This is a genomic window from Kitasatospora sp. NPDC092286, from assembly GCF_044755565.1.
Lineage (GTDB): Bacteria > Actinomycetota > Actinomycetes > Streptomycetales > Streptomycetaceae > Kitasatospora.
Map to the genome: position 1 here is coordinate 66,372 of NZ_JBIVRD010000026.1, position 18,061 is coordinate 84,432.

An 18,061-nucleotide genomic window follows, 5' to 3' on the forward strand; every position below is an offset into this window, starting at 1 on the left:
CGACTACCTGATGGACCACCACGGAGTCGTCTTCAAGGTCATCGGCGACAGTCACCCGGGCAGCCACTACCTCGGCTACGTCAAGTACCACCCCGACGAGAAGGGCGATCGGCGGCTGTTCGGCCGGACCTACCGGCAGAACAGCGTCGTGTCGAAGTCCTTCGGCATCCTGGCCGGCAGGCCGGAGTGCTACGTCTACTCCGACACCCTCGGCTGCGTCATCACCGGCATCCCGCGCGAGGACGTGGCCGTCCACTACTCCTGCCGCCAGGCCCTCGCGGCCATTCACGAGGACCCCGGCGCGGTCGCCGACAACCCGGCCGGCAAGGATCTCTTGGCGATCACCGAGTGGATCACCGCGAACGAGGCCCAGGGCCTGATCGGCGTCACCGGCTCCTTCCTCGTCGGCTGCTACAACGAGCGCTCCGACATCGACCTCGTCTGCTACGGACCGGAGGGCTACCAGGCCGCGCAGGAGCTGTTCCAGCAGGCCGACCTGATCCGGCTGTACGACGGAGACGACCTGACCCGGCTGTACATCCGCCGGGCCAAGTACATGGAGGGCAGCTCATTCGACGCCCTCATCAAGCATGAACGCCGCAAGCTCCAAGGGCTCACCGCCAACGCCGGCGCGCACATCAACTGCGAACCCATCCGCTCCGACCGCGACAAGACCTTCACCCGGATCTCCTCCAAGGAGATCGGCGAGATCTCGCTCCTCGCCAAGATCACCGACCACGCCGAGGGCCTCACCACCCCGGCCGTCTACGGGATCAAGGTCAAGACCATCCTCAGCTCGACCATCGACGAGGCCGACTCCTTCGCCCGCCGGATCACTCACATGCGCTCGTACCTCGGGGCCTACACCGGAGCGTTCCGATCCGGCGACACCGTGCACCTGGCCAGCAAGCTCGTGCACACCCAGGACGGCGAGCACAGCGGCTTCGGCATCGAACTCACCCCCTGGACCGTCAGTGGCTCCTACGTCGCCAACCTCGCCGGATAGGACCCGCGCCGTGACCCTGCTCGTCATTCGGCACGCCGAGTCCGTCGAGAACGCCGACAAGTACAACGGCTTCTATCAGGACCCCCGCCCCTACAGCGGAGCCGCCGCCCACGCCATCTCCCGTACCATCGTCGGCCTCACCCCGCGCGGCTTCTGGCAAGCCCAGTGGCTTGCCGAAGTCCTGCCGGAGCTCGCAGGCCCCGAGCCGCGCGTCCACACCTCGACCTACCGCAGGGCGATCGACACGGCCGCGATCGCCCTGCCCGACCTCCCCGACGGCTGGCCCCAGCGGACCGCTCTCCTCGACGAACAGCACTACGGCGACGCCACCTACATGACCAAGCGCGAGCTTTACGACAGCTACCCCGCACTCGCCGAGGACCGCCGCCTTCGCAAGCACGTCTGGACCGCGCCGGGCGGTGGCGAGTCGCTCGCGGAGGGCGTGCTCAATCGGGCTGCCGAGTTCGCCGCGCTCGCCCAGGCCGAACTCCAGGAGTCGCGCACCGTCATCGCCTTCACCCACCAGACCGCCGCGGTGGCGCTCCGAGCCCTGCTCGAAGCCTGCACCCTGCCAGAGATCCTCGCCCAGGAGCGGAAGGGCAAGATGCCCAACGCCGCGATCCTCCACTACGAGCTGCACGACGGTCGGTTCACCAGGACGGGAACCACTACCCCGCCGATCTAGGAGGAGCCCGTGCGACACCTGTTCCTCAACGGGCCCGTCCAAAACGGACCCTTCACCTTCGCCACCCGCCCCGGCAAGGCCGTGGGCATCCGCCTCGCCGCCGCCCTCAACGCCATCCTGGGCTTACCGCCCGCACCCCACCTGTGGAACACCGTCACCCTCGCCGGAGACCTCCGTCACCCTCGCCGGAGACCTCCGTCACCGCGAGGCGGACGGGCCGAAGATCCCTCGCCAGCGGTTCGAGGCCAACCTGATAGCCGACAGGTACCCGCCCGGACAGTCCCCGGTGGGCGGCATCATGACCGACACCGACGCCGAGGTCGCCAGCCTCGCGCTGGAGATGATCGAGAACAACCTCCGTGTCGGCGCCCTAAACATCAGCCGCGAGACCGTCCCGATCTGCCGAGCCTGCGGCCACATGACCGGCACGGGCGGCCACCCCTGCAACGCCTGCGGCAGCACCGACACCCAGGAACGCACCGGCCTCCACCTCGTCGCCGAACTCGCCAAGGACCGCCCCGTCCTCGACCGCTCGGACATCCACGCCAGCCACCGCCAGCAGCCCAAGCACCTCCAGCACACCGCCGCCCACGTCGCCCAGCGCCTGATCCTCTCCCGAACCCGCGACCACGGCATCGACCTCTCGCCCCTCGGCCTCAACGGGTTCGTCCTCGACCCACGCGCCGGCATCCACGCCACAGTCCTCGCCGCAGCCCGAAGGCACCAGGCGGATGTGGCCGTCATGACCATCACCGAGAACGCCGCCAACCACATCGCCGCCCACGGCCAGCACTTCCGCGAACATGGCGGTACCCGGCTTCAGTACGCCCTGCACGGCCACCTCCCGTACGACCACACGGCAAGCCTCCAGCCACTGCACGATGCCTACCGCGCCACCCAGGAGATCAAGGACGGCTTCGCACAGTGGTTCCTCCCGATCTTCTCCCTGAGAGCCAAGACCGGAACCCAGCCAAACCAACTGCCCGCGATCTTCAAGCAATACATGCGGGCATACCTCGCCAAGCCCGCTGCCGCCGACGAAGCCGTCCTCGAAGCCGTTCAGTACTCGGTCTCCGCCGGCGACACGGAATGGATCACGAACGGGCAGGCGCTGGCCAACGTGATGGTTGCCCGCAGGACAGCGCTGGTCGGAAGACGGGTCTAGACCGCTGGGCTTGGATCGTGGGACTTTGCGTGTGGGCGCGGGACTGCATTAATCGGATTGGCCGCTGTAGGCGTGCGGAGCCACGCCTGCAGGGAATCGGCGAGCTCATCGCCGAGCGCTGTTGCCGCATAAGGCAGGCGGCCCAGCTTCTCCAGAGCACGCAGTACGTCACCGAAGGGCTCGCGGCGTAGAGCGGCAGCGGACAGCGCTGCCCCTGTCAGGTCGCCTCTGCGCACCTTACGGTGCCAAGAGTTGAGTACGTCACAGGATGTGACGTACGCGTCGAAGCGCCCTTGTACCAGGTCTTCTCGGTTAAGGCCGAAGACCCTGATACTCTCCTCGCCCTTGCGGGTCTTACCTTCGTACTCGCCAATTGTCACGAGCAATTCGAGGTGGTCGGCTGGATCGTCTGAGCTAGGATCAATCAGCAGGCACTGTCCAGTCTCGTCGTCGCAAGGGTATTCCTCACGCTTGTAGTTGCTGTTGCATCGAGAGCAGGCCAGCAGGTGGTTGTGCCAGCAAAAAGTACGCAGCGGGGTGCGGGACAACGGTTCGAAGTGGTCGATATCGGTGCCCATGTTGTCCAGGCAGTACATGCACCGCAGCACACCTGGAGCCATCTTTTCCAGCAGGGTTCGTATCTCGTTTTTGGCGGACTCCGCAAGACGCCACTCGTCTCTGGCGACTTTGCTGGTGGCACCCAGTTCTCGAATCTTTTCTGTGCGGCTATCGCAAAGCCGGACCAGTCGGTCGGTGGCCGGCAGCCGTTGGACCGGGATCACCCGTCGTTTCCCAGCCGGGCTGCCACCTCGCGTACTCGGGCTGAACGGGAGCTGCTGAGCTCGGCTGCCAGTTGGCGATATTCCCGGGCCTCCTGCTCAGTGGCCTCGCCTGCGAAGACCTTTCGCTCCAACGGCACGAGCTTTCGGCGCTGCTCTACAGCACGCCTGGAGTACGGGGACTCCAGGCCGAACAGTTCCGAGAGTGCAGCATCTTCACCACTGCCGTACACGATGCGGTGGTACAGCGCGTCGTCCACGACTTCCGGGGGCCGCTCCTCTTCCGGGCCCGGTAGGCGAATCAAACCGCCAGGGTCTGCCGCTTGGCAGATGTATGGGCTGTGGCTGGTGACGATGAACTGAATCCGGGGGAAGTGGATGCGCAACCAGTCTCCAATACGTCGCTGCCACGTAACGTGGAGGTGGGCGTCCACCTCGTCTACGATCACAACCCCGGGCATCCGGACTGTGGGCCGTCCCGCGTCATCTGTACCTGCGTCCAGAGTCCCGTAGGCGTTCTGCAGCTGCCGCACGATATCCAAGACCAGCGAGGCGACTGTACGGAACCCGTCGCTCATCTCCCGAAGCGGATATGCCTGTTCCGGATTGGAGGCTGGTGAGACCCACAACCCCTCCGAGCTCACCCTTATCGCTCGGTAGCCATCTGGCAACAGTCCGTCAGAGAGCAGGGCCTGCACCGTCTCCAACAGCTCGGATGCTTGCTCTTGTCCCTCCAGCGCCCTTAGCCGCAACTCCTTGAGCCAGCTCACTCCTTCGGAAAGGGAAGCGTCCTCGTAGAAAAGTGAAGCCATACGACCTGCCGGGCCCGGTGCGAGCATCGTCCTCTGGGCTTCTCCCGACCCTCCGGTCAATCGGCGGAATGGGCCATAGCCGGCGCAGAACCAGCCCTGCGGGTGATCAGCCCAAGGGCCACGCGCCGCACCTAGCCAGCCGTAATTCTCGCCGTCATAGGGGGTCAGTTGGGGCTGTTGTGGCGTGGCGAATGGGAGCGCACTCGGTATCCCCCCCTCTGGGACGGTCCAGTCCAACCCCAGGACGACAGGGCCATCAGGTGCCCTGCCGCGTCCGGTGAGCCTGTCGACAGAATAGTCCGGCTTTACGTACACCTGTGCCCAGGCGGAGGTCTTGCCGTTGGTGATCCAGCTGCTGAAGTCTTGAACCAGGGTGCGAGCCACTTGGGGGCCGGCGAGTGTGAGCGCGAGGGCACGCAGGAGCGTGGACTTCCCCGAGCCGTTACGGCCAGCGATCACTGTCCAGCTGCCGTTGTCATTGGTTGGTAGCGGGAGCTCGTCTACGGCACGTGCTCCCGTGAAACCGCGGACGTTCGAGAGTCCGATCCCAGTTACGTACATTCGCCCTCCTCCCTGCCTTGGTGCTCCGCTGCTTTAGCCTCTCATGAGCTGCTGACATGAACGAGGCGCGGTGCTCCCTTGTTGGCGCGGGTGTTGAAGACAGCCCGCGCGGTATGAGGGGCGGGACGGTCACCAGCTCGGGCCCGACCACAGTTCAGGCCCACTCGTCTGCCTTGACCTCGGTCTGCTTCAGCACGCGGTCGATCGCATCCGGCGCCTTGTCCGGCGGATAGCCGTAGTAGTTGAGCAGGAACTGGACCTTGGCACGAATGCGGTCGCGTGCCTGGCTCTTGATCCGCCAGTCGACGGTGACATCCTCCGACACCAAGCGGTACAGGTGCCGGGCGATCCGTCGGAGGACATCGTCGCCCATCTGCAGGGCGGAGGGGTTGGCGGCTACGGCGTCGTAGAAGGCGAGCTCGTCTTCCGTGAGGCCGAGTTCGGCGGCCCGGACCCGGTCGGCGGACACCTCGCGGGCGAACTCGACGAGGATGTCCATAGTCTGGGCGGAGGTGATCAGTCCGTTGTGATACCGGTTCATCGTCTCCTGCATGCGCTTGGTGAAAGCGTGCTGCCGGGTGATGTTGCCTGGGTGAGAGTCACGGATCTCCTTCATCAGGGAGCGGCGCAGGGCTTCGAGGGCCAGGTTGGGGTGCCGGCTCTCCTTTAGCTGCGCGACGAACTCCTCGTCCAGGTGCGAGAGGTCGGGCTTGGTGAGACCGGCGGCGTTGTAGATGTCCACCACCCCGTCCGCGACAACCGCTGCGGCGTTGAGCTGCTCGATGTAGCGGAGTTGGTCGGCGGCGGTGGCGAGACCCTGGTCGGCCCGTTCGTCCGCGTCGAGCTTCTCGCGCGAGGCGCGCACGGACGCGAAGAATCGAATGTCGTCGAGGAGGTCCATGACGCCCTCGTGAGTGGGGCAGAGCGAGAAGGCTTGGGACAGCAGCTTGCCGAAGTGCATGAAGCGCTGTAGGCGGGTGGGTTTCCCGGGCTCCAGAGCGGGCTCGGCCTCCCGAAGGAACTCCAGGACGGCGTACAAGGCTTCCTGATAGCCAGCCGAGGCGAGCGTCTCCCGCCACGGGCAGTCACGGAGCAACTCGGTGATCGATTGATGCTTCTCCCGTACGGCCTTAACGGCCTCGGAGATGTGTGCGCCGATGGTCTCCTTGTCCTGGTCGATGTCCGAGGTGTACTCGGCGATGGCATCCGTGAGATGTCGAGCGACCCCCAGGAAATCCACCACCAGACCAGACGGTTTCTCGCCCCAGGTCCGATTGACGCGCGCGACGGCCTGCATAAGGGCGGCGCCGCGCATCCGGCGGTCGAGGTAGAGGGTGTGCAGCGGGGGCGAGTCGAAGCCGGTCAACCACAGAGACTGAACGATGACGAGTTCGAGTTCGTCGTCAGGGTCAGCGGCCCTGCCCTGGATGCTTTTGAGTTTCTCGGGTGAACGGACGTAGGGAGCAATCTCGTCGTCGTCCTTGCCCGCATTGCCGGTGTAAACGACCCGGATCTTCCCGGTGTCGTCAGGCAGCAGCCCGGTCTTCTTGTCAGGCTCGCCGACCCAGTCGCGACGGCGATCGGCGAGGGCATTGAAGAGCCGGGCCGCGATCCTGCGCGAGGAGCAGACGACCATCCCCTTGCCGGGGCTGCCCGTAAGCTTGATCATCTCCCTACTGCGGTTGTCCCAGTGAGACAGGAGAGTATCGGCGAGCTTCGCTATGCGCTCGGGCGCACCGATCACGCTCTCGAACGTGGCGAACTGGGCACGGGCACGGGCTTGTTCTGCCTGACTCAGTCCCTCGACCAACCCCTCGGCCTGGGCGTCCATCTCATCCAGGTCTTTGTCGTCAGGGAGTTTTACCTTGTGGAGGATTGGCTCGTAGAAGACACGGACGGTGGCCCCGTCGCTAACCGCCTGGGTGTGGTCGTAGGTGTGAATCGTCGGCCCGAAGACCGCGAGGGTGTTGCCCCTCCGGTTGTCGATCGGGGTGCCGGTGAAGGCGATGAACGTGGCGTGAGGGAGCGCGTCCCGCAGATGGCGGGCGAAACCGTCCTCGAAGTCGTAGTGGCTGCGATGCGCCTCGTCGACAATGACAATGACGTCCCGGCGGTCTGACAGCAGTGGATGCCGGCCACCCGCTGCCTTCTCCGCCTTGCTGATCCGGAACTTTTGGAGCGTGGTGAAGATGACACCGCCGCTGCCCTCGCCTCGGACGAGAAGTTCCTTCAACTGGTCACTGTTATGGGCCTTCTCAGGCTGGCCGCCGATGGCTCTATGAAGGCTGTGGCTGGCGTTGAACGTGTCAAAAAGTTGGGTGTCGAGGTCGACTCGGTCAGTGACGAGAACGACTGTCGGAAGGGGCAGACCGGGCAGACCAGCCAGCTTGCCGGTGTAGAAGAGCATTTCCTCGCTCTTGCCGGCACCCTGCGTGTGCCAGACGACACCCGCTCTGCCGTCCGTGGCGGCGGCGGACGCGGTGGCGGCGAGGGCTGTGTTGACAGCGATGTACTGGTGAGCCTTGGCGAGCTTCACTGTGTCCACGCTGCCGCCGGTGCCTTCGGCGGAGTAGGACAGGAAACTGGCGATTTGGCCGAGGAAGTGGGTGGGTTCGAGTGCCCCGGCGATCATCCGTTCTAGGGCCCGCCCGTCCTCACGCTCTTCCTTCTTCTTGAGTAGGACCCCGTCCTCGGCATGCCAGGGCGCCATGTGCTCCCACGGTGTGAACGGGGTGCCGAGGCGGGCGGTCACTCCGTCTGTGGCGACGGCGAGAAATAACGTTCGGAAGGTCCCGTCGCTCTTGAGCTCACGCCGGTAGTTCTGGATCTGGTCGTACGCCGTGCGGGAGTCATCCGGCCCGCTGGCCTTCTTCAACTCGATGACGGCGAGCGGGAGTCCGTTGACGTACAGGATGATGTCGAAGACGAATGCGCGCTCGCTGGCCGCACGTATCCGTACCTGCGAGGAGGCGACGAGATCGTTGCCGTGCGGGTCGGTGAAGTCGACAGGGCGGACGGTCATGCTGCGCTTCTTGTCGGTGAGCGGGTCCGTATAGCTGACTTTCAGGCCGCCGGTGAGCTTCTTATAGAAGTCCCAGTTCTTACGGACATCGCTGCCTGGCGTCTGCCGCAGTAGCTCGGTGATCGCCTCCTCCACCGCGTGAGAGGGGAGTTGGGGGTGACGAGTGGCGATGGCGGTACGCAGGCGGGGGTACAGGACCAGGTCACTCCAGCCCTTGCGGTGCCCGCTGTTCGGATTCAGCTCCTTACCGGGAAAGTGCTGCCAGCCGAACTCGGCGAGCTGATCGAGAGCGAGTATCTCCCACTGAGCCTCCGACGAATTGCCGAAGGCCCGCGCCGCGAACTCCCCTGCCCTGGCGGCACTTTCCTCGCTCATGACGCAACATCCTCCACGACGCGCACGGCGTCCTTGACGCGAATCTTTCCGGTGATGAGCTGGGGGATCAAGGTGTCGCGAAGATTCGCAAGTGTTCGATTCTCCAACGCCGCTTGCTCGATGGACGCGTGCAGTGTTTCGAGGACGTCGGAAAGCTTCTCCCGAACACCCGCGGAAGGAAGCGTAATCGGCCAGGTTTGCATTTCCTTGAGCGGAATCCGGTCGACCGTAGCTCCGTGCACGGTGCGCCGCCGGATTTCCTCTTGGAAGTGTGGGCTCAGATATGCATGGAGGAGCAGCGCACCCCTGACGGCGCCGGGTTTGGGGCGCAGCAGGCCCATACGCCGACCGAGACTCGCCCGCACGTCGGGGGGCATGAGCGCAGCTTCACCCAGCCGTGTCTCGTAAGAGAATAGTACGTCGCCCTTACTTGGCTGAACACGCCGAGTCCAGCGGGGAAAATCCTCCTCTGCGAGATGCGCAGATTCGGCCAGATCAAGGACGCCGCCCTTGAGGCTGCTGATACTGAGGAACCACGGCCCTTCGGTGGTCTTCTTCGGTGTGGCGTGCGGACCGTCAAAGACGTCGGCTACGTCGCTGATGCACAAGGGTTCAGCGTATTCCACGACCCCCATGTGTGCCTTGGCAAGTGTGAACGCGGTCTCGGCGATCTGCTCGTTGACGGCGATCTTTTTGTCGAGGGCGCCCAGAACTTCGGTGATGGCTCGCTGTGATTGAAGATCCGGAAGTGCGACCTTGAGTGAACCAATATCTGCCAGGTTCAGATAGTCGGCCATATCCGTCTGCCCCTTGAGGCGGGCGGCCTGTACGCGGAACGCATCGCTGCGAAACCAATAGTAGAGGTATTTAGAGATGACCTGGTTCTCGCCGGTAATTCGGAAGTAGCAAACTTGCGGGCTGTATGAGAACTCGGCGGATTCTTTAGGGATCATGGCTACGCGACCCACTGTGCCCTTGGTTGTGAGCACGATGTCGCCGGGGCGCGCAACTTTCTGTTTCATAGAGGCTCGAAACTCCGGCCGGACGAACTCGGAGTAGACGGGGGAGATCTTCCCGTCGAGCACCTCTGCCACTCGGAGGATTGGGAATCCCGACGGCCCTAGTTCAGAGCGCTTGGTGCGGTATCCATCTCCAAATTCAATTTCGCCGGCCAGCGCCAGTTCCTTTAGCGTCCACTGCCGCGGGTTCTGCGTCACAGCCTCCCCACCTGCTCCCGCACAGCTGCCTCTAGGCGACCGGCTTCCTCGAAGTGCATGAACAGTTCCTTCGTAAGCCGCTCTACCTTCGCCTCCGCCGATTCCGCGTCCGGATCCTGCTCCACCTCGGCGACCCCCACATACCGCCCGGGTGTCAGGACGAAGCCGTTGCTCCGCACTTCCTCCAGAGTCGCGCTCCGACAGAAGCCAGGAACATCTGTATATGTCCCCGCACCTTCAAGCCCGCGCCAAGAACGGAAGGTTGAGGCGACCCGCTCGATGTCCGGCTCCTTGAGCTCTCGCAGCGTGCGCTCTTCCATCGTGCCAAGCCCGCTCGCATCGATGAAGAGAATTTCACCGGCGCGCCCCTTGACCCAATCCGCGTGCCGCTTGCTTTTCCCCTCCGCGAGAAACCACAGGCATGCTGGAATCTGAGTAGACCGGAATAGCTGCCCTGGAAGTGCCACCATGCACGCCACAAGGTCGTCCTCGACCATCCGCCGCCGGATGTCGCCCTCTCCCCCCGATTTCCCGCTCATTGAGCCGTTAGCCAGGACGATTCCCGCACGTCCGCCCGGCCGTAGCTTGTTGACCATGAGCTGGATCCATGCGAAGTTCGCGTTGCCTACCGGCGGTAGGCCGTAGGTCCAGCGGGGGTCCATACTGAGTCGTTCACCACCCCAGTTGGAGATGTTGAACGGCGGGTTGGCGAGGACCACGTCGGCTTTCAGCCCGGGGTGCTGGTCCTCGTGGAAAGAGTCGGCGGGCTCATCCCCAAGGTTTGCTTCGATGCCATGGATGGCGAGGTTCATCTTCGCCAGCCGCCACGTCGTAAGGTTGCGCTCTTGACCGTACACGGAGACATTGAAGCGGTTGCCCTCGTGCAGCTCGATGAACTTCTCGGCCTGGACGAACATGCCGCCCGAGCCGCACGCAGGGTCGAGGACACGCTCACCCTCTTGCGGTTCCAGAATCTCCACGAGCAGCCGCACGATGGACTCGGGTGTAAAGAACTCCCCGCCCTTGCGTCCCTCGGCGAGCGCGAACTGAGCGAGGAAGTACTCGTACACCTCACCCATCAGGTCCCTGGCCCCGGTGCGCTTACCGTCCTCGCCGACCTGGGACTGGAATTCGAGACGGTCGAGGAGCTTCACCAGGCCAGCCAGCGTCGTCTCGTTGACTCGCGGGCTGTTGTACTCCTGGGGGAGGGTGTCCTTGAGTGCGGGGTTGACCTTTTCGATGGAGTCCATGGCGTCGTTGATGACCTCGCCGAGGGACTGGCCCTCCAGGGTTCCCCGGGCCCGTTCCATCACCACTTCCCAGCGGGCGGTCGGCGGTACGTAGAAGAGCCCGGCGCCCGTGTACTGCCTGCAGTCCTCAACCGTCTGGGAGATCAACTCCTCCGAGGCGGTGCCCTCGAGGCCGAGCGAGGCGAGCATGCTGCCGTCCCTGAGACCCTCTTCCAACTGCGCGCGCTTCTCGGCCATGGCCACGGAGACGTACTTGAGGAAGACGAGCCCGAGCACGAAGTGCTTGTACTCGGCCGCGTCCAGAGTTCCTCGGAGCTGGTCGGCGGACTCCCAGAGGATCGCCTTCATCGGCTTGGGCTTGGCGTCTTTCTTCTTCCGTGGTGGCACTGGTGCTCGCTTCTCTAACAGTTGCGTGGTTCCGCGCGTACTGAGGGGGCTACCAGAGAAGCCTACAGACGAGTAGGTGGGGAAACAGTGGCTCCGGGGAAGACTAGGTCGCCCGATGTTTCGCCCCTGCCGCATGCCCACCTGCCTCGTTCGCGGCTGGTGCATCCGCTCGCCCAGTGTTGAAGCCTGCCGTCTGCCCGTCTGCTGGCCACGGGTCTTCCGGACTATGCGTGAGCGGACGGGGTGGCACGTGCCGGCTCGGGCGGGATCGTGGATCACGGCGCAACGTCCTGACCTGCTGGTTCATCACCAGGTGACCGACGCTGGCATCAGCCAGCATGATCACTCTCGGGCTCGTAATGCGTAGGTCATGGGTTTGAATCCCATAGGCGGCTCAGTGAAGGCCCAGGGCAGATAGCCTCTGACCTGGGTCTTTTGTTGTTCCTTGACCGGCCGGCAGGCGTTGGCAGAGCACATGCGTTCCGGCCTGGTGGTCGACGCGGTCCGCTCGGCGGCCGGTGTCCGGGGCGGGGACGTGCGCGGGGTGGTGTTTCACTCGGACCACGGCGCCCGGTGCGGATTCAATCGGTCGTCGCAACACCTCGTCCTCGGAGGTGTTGATGGGCAGGCCAGCAGGGTGGATGGCGGCGTTGACCGGGCGGTCGCCGATGAAATCCCCGGGTGCGCCAGCGCTTCGGCGGGAAGTGGAACGCCAGTTCTGGCGGGAGATCGCGAAGGGGGTGCTGGCGTATCCCAGGCAGCGGGTTGCAGGTGGTTTCGGCACGGTGGCGGCATGCCACCGATGGATCTTGCCCCACAGTCCGGCCGGTACCTGTCCTTCCACGAGCGTGAAGAGATCGCGATCCTCAAAGCGCAGGGCATCGGAGTCCGGGAGACCGCGCGACGCCTCGGCCGCGATCCATCGACGGTGTCCCGAGACATGAGATGGGGCAAAGACCGTAGAGCTGGTCCCTGGCCAGATCGTAGGCCGCGAACAGGTGCCGAACCCCGTGCGGGCAGGTGTAGGTCGCCCGTGGCCGTGGCTCGCGGTCGGGGTCCTTGTGGTGGTCGCCGCGCTCCGCCCACTTCCGGCCGGGGTGGGGTTGGAGGTTGAGCGGCCCGAACTCGTCGAGGCAGAAGACGACTTCGGGCTCGCCTTCCTCGGGGATGACCTCACCGTCGGCGATCGCGTAGAGGTGCTCGACCCGGGCCTTCCTGGCCGCGTAGTCCGGGTCGCGGGAGGTCTTCCAGGTCTTCACGCGTTGAAAGGAGACGCCTTCCTCGCGGAGCAGGACCCGCAGGCCCTCGTGGCTGATGTCGTAGACCACCCCCGGTAACCAGGAAGTCGGCCAGCTTGGCCAGGCTCCAGGTCGAGAACGGCGGGCCGTGTTCGGTCGGCCTGGACTTGGCGATCTTCTTGATCTCCCGGCGCTCGGGCAGCGTGAACGTCCTCGGCCGTCCACCCCGGTACTTCGGATAGAGCGATTCGAAGCCGTCGGCGTTGAAGTTGTGGATCACGTCCCGGACCCGGTCCGCGCTGGTGAACGTCACCTCGGCGATCTTCGCCACGCTCACGCGTTGGGCGGACAGCCGCAGCAGCCCTCTGCCCTCGTCGTCATCGATCTCTCTGACCCGTACTCGCTCTGCCACGCGCACAGCTTGGCGCACATGTGCCGTCCGGAGCATCCTCCGGATGGCACATCACAATCACAGCGGGGCGAACGTTGCTTGATGCGGCACCAGAGCCCGGGAGTCCGCCGGCCCACCGGACCGCGAGAGGCCGGATGTGAATCGCGGGTCACAGTCGGGTTCAATGAATTCGCCCTGATCTTCCGGGAGCTGGGTGTGGCCAGGAGCCGTGGCGCGGTCGGCACGAGCGCGGACAACGCGGCCGCCGGGCGTTCGACGCGACCCTGAAGCGGGAGACTCTGCAGGGCGCGAAGCGCTGGGCTGGAGCCCGTGCCGCCCGCCTGGCGGTCTTCCGGTGGATCACCCGGTACAACACCCGCAGGAGGCACTCCGCGCTGAACTGCCTCAGTCCGATCGAGTTCGAACAACGATCAGCTACGCCGGCACTCGCCGCATAGCACTAGTGTCCACACTCCGGGGCCCCTCCATCCAGACTGGTGGCGAAGCCATGGCGTTCGATGCCATGGCCTTCGTTCCGGCCTCGTCCCCATCCAGTACCGCCCTTTGCTGGAAAGACTGACGTGACGTCAAGCCCACAGCCGGCCTGACCCGCAAGCGGCCCCGGGACGCGTTTGGGCGTCCCGGGGCCGTTCCGGCCAACCGCACGACACCGCCAGCCCGAAGGAGCCGTCCTTGAGCCCCACCCACCCCCTGACGCGCGCAGCCGCGGCCGCCGCGATCCTCGCCGTCCTGGCCGGATGCTCGACCTCGCACGACAAGGACCCGAACCGGCCCGGAGCCGAAGCCGCCACCCGAATCAGCCCGGGTGAGGGCCCGGGCTCGTCGTCCCCGACGGGCTCGGTCACCCCGTCCGGCACGGTTCCCGACTCACCGGCCCCGGCGGGCCCGGCGAGCTCGGCGGGCTCGTCCAGTGCCGCCCCGGACTCGCAGAGCCTGACGGACTGGCCCAGCGAACCGGCACCGGGCACCGCTGTCCCAGTCGTCAAAAGCCAGGTGATCAAGCGTGGGTACACCGGCGAGTCATACCTGAACCGCTTCGCCGCCACCTGGGGCATAACCCTGGACACCCGGCAGAAGGTCGAGTTTCCCGGCCGGCCGACCGTCTGGCACACGTCGGGCGTCAAACGGAGCGGGGAGGTGGCGACATCGATCGCCGCGGTGTGGAGCCTCGACGGAGATCTGATCTCCCTGTCCTGTTCTGTGACGGCCTCGGCCACGAAGCGCGCCGATTTTCTGCACGACTGCGCGAGCCTGGACCATCCCGGGGCGGCGCCGGCGTCCGCCACGGCCTGGCTGGACGCCATGGAACCCCGGGTAGCCAACGCCTTCGCGTCCGGACAGGGCACCGTCATCGACAGCCCGCTCCACCGTTCCGGCCCGGTCGCGACCGTGCTGCAGAAAGCACGCGATGCCTCGTACGGCGGCGACTACTACCAACTGCGCTCCTTCGGCACCGGTTCGAGTTAATCGGATCTGTCGAGCGGCGCCAACGGTCGCAGGCGGCACTCGCGAGCTCGCGGACACAACCGCCCGCCGGCGGTCGCAGAGGCGAACACCGCCGTAGACCTGCTCGCCTGCGAGGACAGGCCCGTCGAGGCGTTCGGCGACACCTTCTGCTCCACCGGAACCGCGCGCCAGGCCCTCGGCGAGGCCGGACACATATTGTTCTTCCAGCCCGCCCAACGGCCCGGCACTACGGGCGGCTTGGCCCTCGGGAACTTCCGAATGCGCCCGCCTGCGGTACGGCCGGCTACACCGTCGCGCTGTCACCCGACCGCGGCCCCCACACTCGCCGGCACCGCGAACTTCGACCGCCGCTGTATCGACTGCCCGTTGCGTGAGCGCTGGACCGCCTTGAGGACCGGTAAGAACCTGCGGATCCAACCCGGCTACGACCTCCAGCGGAACTGTCAGCTCGGGAAGCCCCGCAGGTCACGCAGAGCCCGGTCTTCTCGGACGACGCCGGGCGGGGCCGTCCGTTCGAGGGCGGCGACGAGCCGCTGCCGGTCCCGCCGCCGCACGGCCAGCAGCGGGATCCGGCAGCGCGCCCCGTCGCGGCCCTCCAGCAGAAGCGTGTAGGCGTGCGCTCCGGCCACCGAGCCCGCGGCGTCGGTCAGGGCGCGGGTGGAGCCCAGCTGGTCGTGGAAGAACCAGAGGGTCCCTGTGCCGGTGATCTGCTCGACCGGTAGGTCATCCGGTCCGTAGATGTACGAGGACGAGCCGTTGGAGAGCAGGTTGGGGATCTTTTCCGCGTCCCAGGTGCAGGAGACAGCTGTCGTCCCGGTGGTCTTCTGTGTCCGCAGGCCGGCGCCGTTGTACGTGTAGGCGCTGGTGGTCCCGCCGCTGCTCACACCGGTCAGGCGGTTCGCCTGGTCGTACGTGTGAGTGACGACGGTGCTCCCGGTGGTCGCCTTCGTGCGGTTGCCCTGCGGGTCCCAGGTGTAGGTGGTCGCGCCGCTCGGCGGAGCGGTGCAGGACGGCACGGCCGGCATCGAGCCCGGCGTGCTCCAGCAGAGCTGGTTGGCCGCGTCGAAGGCCTGCCCGGTGGCTCCGGTCCGGACAGGGTTGTCGGCGGCGTCGTAGGCGTAGTCGGTCGTGGCCGACCCCGCGGTGGAGGACTTGAGCTGGTTCAGCGCCGTGTACTGGTAGGTCAGGGCGCTGCCCGGCACGCCGCTCGGGCTCTCCGAGCTGACGCGGCCCGTGTTGTCCCGGGTGTAGGCGAGCGAGACCAGCGTTGAGCTGCCGCCGGTCAGCCGGTCGGTCAGTGGCTGCCCGGAGTCGTCGAGCGTCGTGGTGGCGGTGGTTCCGTTCGGGAAGGCCGTGGAGGCCCAGTGGCCGGCGCCGTCGTAGCCGAACCCGGTGGTCTTTCCGTTCCAGTCCTTGACCGAGGTCAGGCGGTTCGCCTTGTCGAAGGTGCGGGTGACCGTCTGGGAACTTCCACCGGGGTAGGTGATCGACGTCTGGTTGCCGTTCTCGTCGTAGCCGTAGCCGGTGACCGCTCCGGCGCCGTCGGTCGTCGAGACCAGCTCGCCGAACGCGTCGTAGACGCGCCGGGAGGTGCCGGTGCCGTCGGTCATCGAGCGCTGCCGGCCGGCCGCGTCATAGCTGATCGCGGTCACTGGCGCAGTGGCCCCGTCCGAGAAGGCCACCGAGACGGGCTGGCTGTTCGCGTCGTAGGTGAAGGTGGTGACGCGTCCGCTCGGATCGGTCGATGTCGTGCGGCGTCCGGCCGCGTCGTAGGCGTTCGCGGTGGCGCGGCCCAGTGGATCGGTGCGCAGGGTCTGCCGCTTCTGGGCGTCGTACGCGAAGACGGTGGCCGCGCCGAGTGCGTCGACCGTTCTGGCGACCGTGCCGCCGGGGTTGTAGTCGGTGCTCAGCACCGTTCCGTCGGGCCGCTTCACCTTGGTCTGGTTCCCGAGGGCGTCGTACGTGTACTGGGTGGTGTTGCCCTTCGGGTCGGTCATCGAGGTGCGGTGCCCGTCCGCGTCGAAGGCGGACGTACTGGCGTGGCCGAGCGGGTCGACGGCTCCGGTCCGGTTGCCCCACGCGTCGTAGGAGTAGGTCGTGCAGCCCTTGGCCGGCGCGGTGCAGCCCGGTGACGTACCGGCGGCGACACCGTCCGGTGCCACCTCGCTGGTCAGCAGGCCGCGGGCGGTGTTGTACCCGTACTTGGTGACGTTGCCCAGTTCGTCGGTCGCGCTGGTGACTGCTCCGGTCGGGTCGTAGGTCTTGCGGCTCACATTGCCGCGCGGATCGACCGTGCGGGTCGTGTCACCCGGGTGGGCCGCGTCGTCGTAGTACACGGCGGTCGTCCGAGCCGGCAGCGACTCGCTGACCGGCTGGCGAACCACGCCGGTGAGCAGCCCGAAGCCCTCGGTTCCGGTGTTGGTGCCGCCGACGGTCGCGATGTGGCCGGCCTCGTCGTAGACGTAGGCGGTCCGGAGTCCGCTCGGGTCGATCACGGACCGGAGGTTGTCCGTGCTGTCGTAGGACTTGACGGTGGTGAACCCTCGGGCGTCGCCGGCCGACGTCTCATTGCCGTGGTCGTCGTAGGTGTAGGTGCGGACGTAAGACCCCGGGCGGCCGTCGGGCCGCCTCGCGGCACTTCGGCCACCTACTGCCTGATGAGGCGTCATATGTCGGGAGAGTCAAGCGGGCTCACCGCAGGAGCGGATGTCTGATGCCACGTCAGTGTCTGCCGGCCCTTCGCGCAGGGGCAGAGGTGTCAGGGGGCGGGTTACGGTGGCGGGTATGGACTGGCTTGATCGGGTGGGGGCGCTGCGGCGGTGGGGGAGCAATGAGGTGCGGGCACCGCACAAGCCGTTGCTGTTGTTGTACGCGCTGGGGAGTTATCAGCAGGATGCCGGCGGCGAGCTGCGGTACGGCGTGGTCGAGGGGGAGTTGAAGCGGCTGCTCGTGGAGTACGGGCCGCCGCATGCCACGACGCCGGCGTATCCGTTTCACCATCTGGTCAGTGACGGGGTGTGGGAGGTCAGGACCGACCGGGGGGAGGGGAGTCCGGGGACGGGGGTGCGGGAGTTGCGGGCCAGTGGTGCCACCGGGAGGCTGGCGGCCGGGCTGCGGGCGGCGCTTGCCAGGGATCCGTCGTTGTTGGGGCGGCTGGTCAGGGTGTTGCTGGACAGCTACTTTCCGCCGTCGTTGCACGTCGAGCTGTGCGAGGCGGTCGGGCTCGATCTGGAGGGGGTCGAGACCGGGGTGCCCGGTGGTGGGGGCGGGGGCTCGCGGCGGCAGCGTGATCGGCGGATGCGTGAACTGATACTGACCGCCTACGAGTTCCAGTGTGCGTTCTGCGGGTACGACGGGGCGCTCGGCGGGAGTGTGGTCGGGCTGGAGGCCGCGCATGTGCGCTGGTGGTCGTACGACGGGCCGGACACCGTCGACAACGGACTCTGTCTCTGCTCGCTGCACCACAAGCTCTTCGACAAGGGGGTCATGGGGCTGGGGGAGGACCACCGGATCCTGGTCTCCCAGCGGTTCGTCGGGCGGGGCGAGGCCAGCCGGCAGCAGGTGCTGGCGCTCGCCGGGCGGTCGGTGATCGGGCCGCAGCCGGGCCTTCCGGCGGTCGCGGGCCGGCATCGGGAGTGGCACGTTCGGCAGGTGTTCCACGGTGCGGCGCGGGCCGTCGGGTGAG

The 18,061-nt window shown here is 66.3% G+C and carries 11 protein-coding genes and 4 pseudogenes; 7 read left to right on the plus strand and 8 right to left on the minus strand.

Annotated elements, in window-relative coordinates:
- The first annotated feature begins 10 nt into the window (after positions 1–10).
- From ACIQIB_RS25100 to ACIQIB_RS25110, 3 genes are all read left to right on the plus strand, one after another.
- Positions 11–1,006 carry a nucleotidyltransferase domain-containing protein gene (locus ACIQIB_RS25100; RefSeq protein WP_400760736.1) on the plus strand — a complete coding sequence of 332 codons (996 nt, stop codon included), beginning with the start codon at positions 11–13 and terminating at the stop codon, positions 1,004–1,006.
- A gap of 10 nt (positions 1,007–1,016) precedes the next feature.
- Positions 1,017–1,691 carry a histidine phosphatase family protein gene (locus ACIQIB_RS25105; RefSeq protein WP_400760738.1) on the plus strand — a complete coding sequence of 225 codons (675 nt, stop codon included), beginning with the start codon at positions 1,017–1,019 and terminating at the stop codon, positions 1,689–1,691.
- A gap of 298 nt (positions 1,692–1,989) precedes the next feature.
- On the plus strand, positions 1,990–2,856 hold the full coding sequence (locus ACIQIB_RS25110) for a hypothetical protein (protein WP_400760741.1): 867 nt from the start codon (positions 1,990–1,992) through the stop codon (positions 2,854–2,856).
- Here the strand turns inward: ACIQIB_RS25110 and ACIQIB_RS25115 are convergent.
- From ACIQIB_RS25115 to ACIQIB_RS25140, 6 genes and pseudogenes are all read right to left on the minus strand, one after another.
- Positions 2,853–3,638 carry a hypothetical protein gene (locus ACIQIB_RS25115; protein ID WP_400760744.1) on the minus strand — a complete coding sequence of 262 codons (786 nt, stop codon included), beginning with the start codon at positions 3,636–3,638 and terminating at the stop codon, positions 2,853–2,855. The genes ACIQIB_RS25110 and ACIQIB_RS25115 overlap by 4 nt on opposite strands.
- Positions 3,635–4,447 (minus strand): AAA family ATPase, encoded by an 813-nt coding sequence (locus ACIQIB_RS25120; protein ID WP_400760805.1) that lies wholly within the window; start codon positions 4,445–4,447, stop codon positions 3,635–3,637. Before ACIQIB_RS25120 ends, ACIQIB_RS25115 begins: the two co-directional genes overlap by 4 nt.
- Positions 4,448–4,849: 402 nt before the next feature.
- Positions 4,850–5,008, minus strand: a pseudogene (locus ACIQIB_RS25125) (AAA family ATPase); the annotation flags it as partial.
- Positions 5,009–5,162: 154 nt separating this feature from the next.
- Positions 5,163–8,405 carry a type I restriction endonuclease subunit R gene (locus ACIQIB_RS25130; RefSeq protein ID WP_400760747.1) on the minus strand — a complete coding sequence of 1,081 codons (3,243 nt, stop codon included), beginning with the start codon at positions 8,403–8,405 and terminating at the stop codon, positions 5,163–5,165.
- Entirely contained in the window at positions 8,402–9,622 is a 1,221-nt protein-coding gene (locus ACIQIB_RS25135) for a restriction endonuclease subunit S (RefSeq protein WP_400760750.1), read from the minus strand. Before ACIQIB_RS25135 ends, ACIQIB_RS25130 begins: the two co-directional genes overlap by 4 nt.
- Positions 9,619–11,259 (minus strand): type I restriction-modification system subunit M, encoded by a 1,641-nt coding sequence (locus ACIQIB_RS25140; protein WP_400760752.1) that lies wholly within the window; start codon positions 11,257–11,259, stop codon positions 9,619–9,621. Before ACIQIB_RS25140 ends, ACIQIB_RS25135 begins: the two co-directional genes overlap by 4 nt.
- Positions 11,260–12,052: 793 nt before the next feature.
- On the opposite strand from ACIQIB_RS25140, the pseudogene ACIQIB_RS25145 reads away from it, so the two are divergent.
- A pseudogene (locus tag ACIQIB_RS25145) lies at positions 12,053–12,229 on the plus strand (helix-turn-helix domain-containing protein); the annotation flags it as partial.
- On the opposite strand, the pseudogene ACIQIB_RS25150 reads toward ACIQIB_RS25145, so the two are convergent.
- Positions 12,216–12,909, minus strand: a pseudogene (locus ACIQIB_RS25150) (helix-turn-helix domain-containing protein); the annotation flags it as partial. The pseudogenes ACIQIB_RS25145 and ACIQIB_RS25150 sit on opposite strands and share 14 nt — an antisense overlap.
- 165 nt (positions 12,910–13,074) lie before the next feature.
- Between ACIQIB_RS25150 and ACIQIB_RS25155 the strand changes: the two are divergent.
- Positions 13,075–13,346: pseudogene (locus ACIQIB_RS25155) on the plus strand (integrase core domain-containing protein); the annotation flags it as partial.
- Positions 13,347–13,581: 235 nt separating this feature from the next.
- Positions 13,582–14,376, plus strand: a complete 795-nt coding sequence (locus tag ACIQIB_RS25160; protein WP_363604133.1) for a hypothetical protein — start codon at positions 13,582–13,584, stop codon at positions 14,374–14,376.
- Between the two features lie 443 nt (positions 14,377–14,819).
- Here ACIQIB_RS25160 and ACIQIB_RS25165 read toward each other — a convergent pair whose 3' ends face one another.
- Positions 14,820–17,045: a hypothetical protein gene (locus tag ACIQIB_RS25165; protein WP_400760756.1), complete on the minus strand. Its 2,226-nt coding sequence runs from the start codon at positions 17,043–17,045 to the stop codon at positions 14,820–14,822.
- A gap of 115 nt (positions 17,046–17,160) precedes the next feature.
- Here ACIQIB_RS25165 and ACIQIB_RS25170 point away from each other — a divergent pair, with 115 nt between their 5' ends.
- A complete protein-coding gene (locus ACIQIB_RS25170) occupies positions 17,161–18,060 on the plus strand; it encodes a phosphorothioated DNA-binding restriction endonuclease (RefSeq protein WP_400760759.1) in 900 nt (299 codons plus the stop codon).
- The last annotated feature ends 1 nt before the right edge of the window (position 18,061 follow it).

Excerpts from the sequence above, each read along its gene's own strand:
- ACIQIB_RS25100 (WP_400760736.1), top strand. The coding sequence starts at position 11 with ATGGACCACCACGGAGTCGTCTTCAAGGTCATCGGCGACAGTCACCCG.
- ACIQIB_RS25110 (WP_400760741.1), top strand. The coding sequence starts at position 1,990 with ATGACCGACACCGACGCCGAGGTCGCCAGCCTCGCGCTGGAGATGATC.
- ACIQIB_RS25120 (WP_400760805.1), bottom strand. The coding sequence starts at position 4,447 with ATGGCTTCACTTTTCTACGAGGACGCTTCCCTTTCCGAAGGAGTGAGC.
- ACIQIB_RS25130 (WP_400760747.1), bottom strand. The coding sequence starts at position 8,405 with ATGAGCGAGGAAAGTGCCGCCAGGGCAGGGGAGTTCGCGGCGCGGGCC.
- ACIQIB_RS25165 (WP_400760756.1), bottom strand. The coding sequence starts at position 17,045 with ATGACGCCTCATCAGGCAGTAGGTGGCCGAAGTGCCGCGAGGCGGCCC.
- ACIQIB_RS25170 (WP_400760759.1), top strand. The coding sequence starts at position 17,161 with ATGGACTGGCTTGATCGGGTGGGGGCGCTGCGGCGGTGGGGGAGCAAT.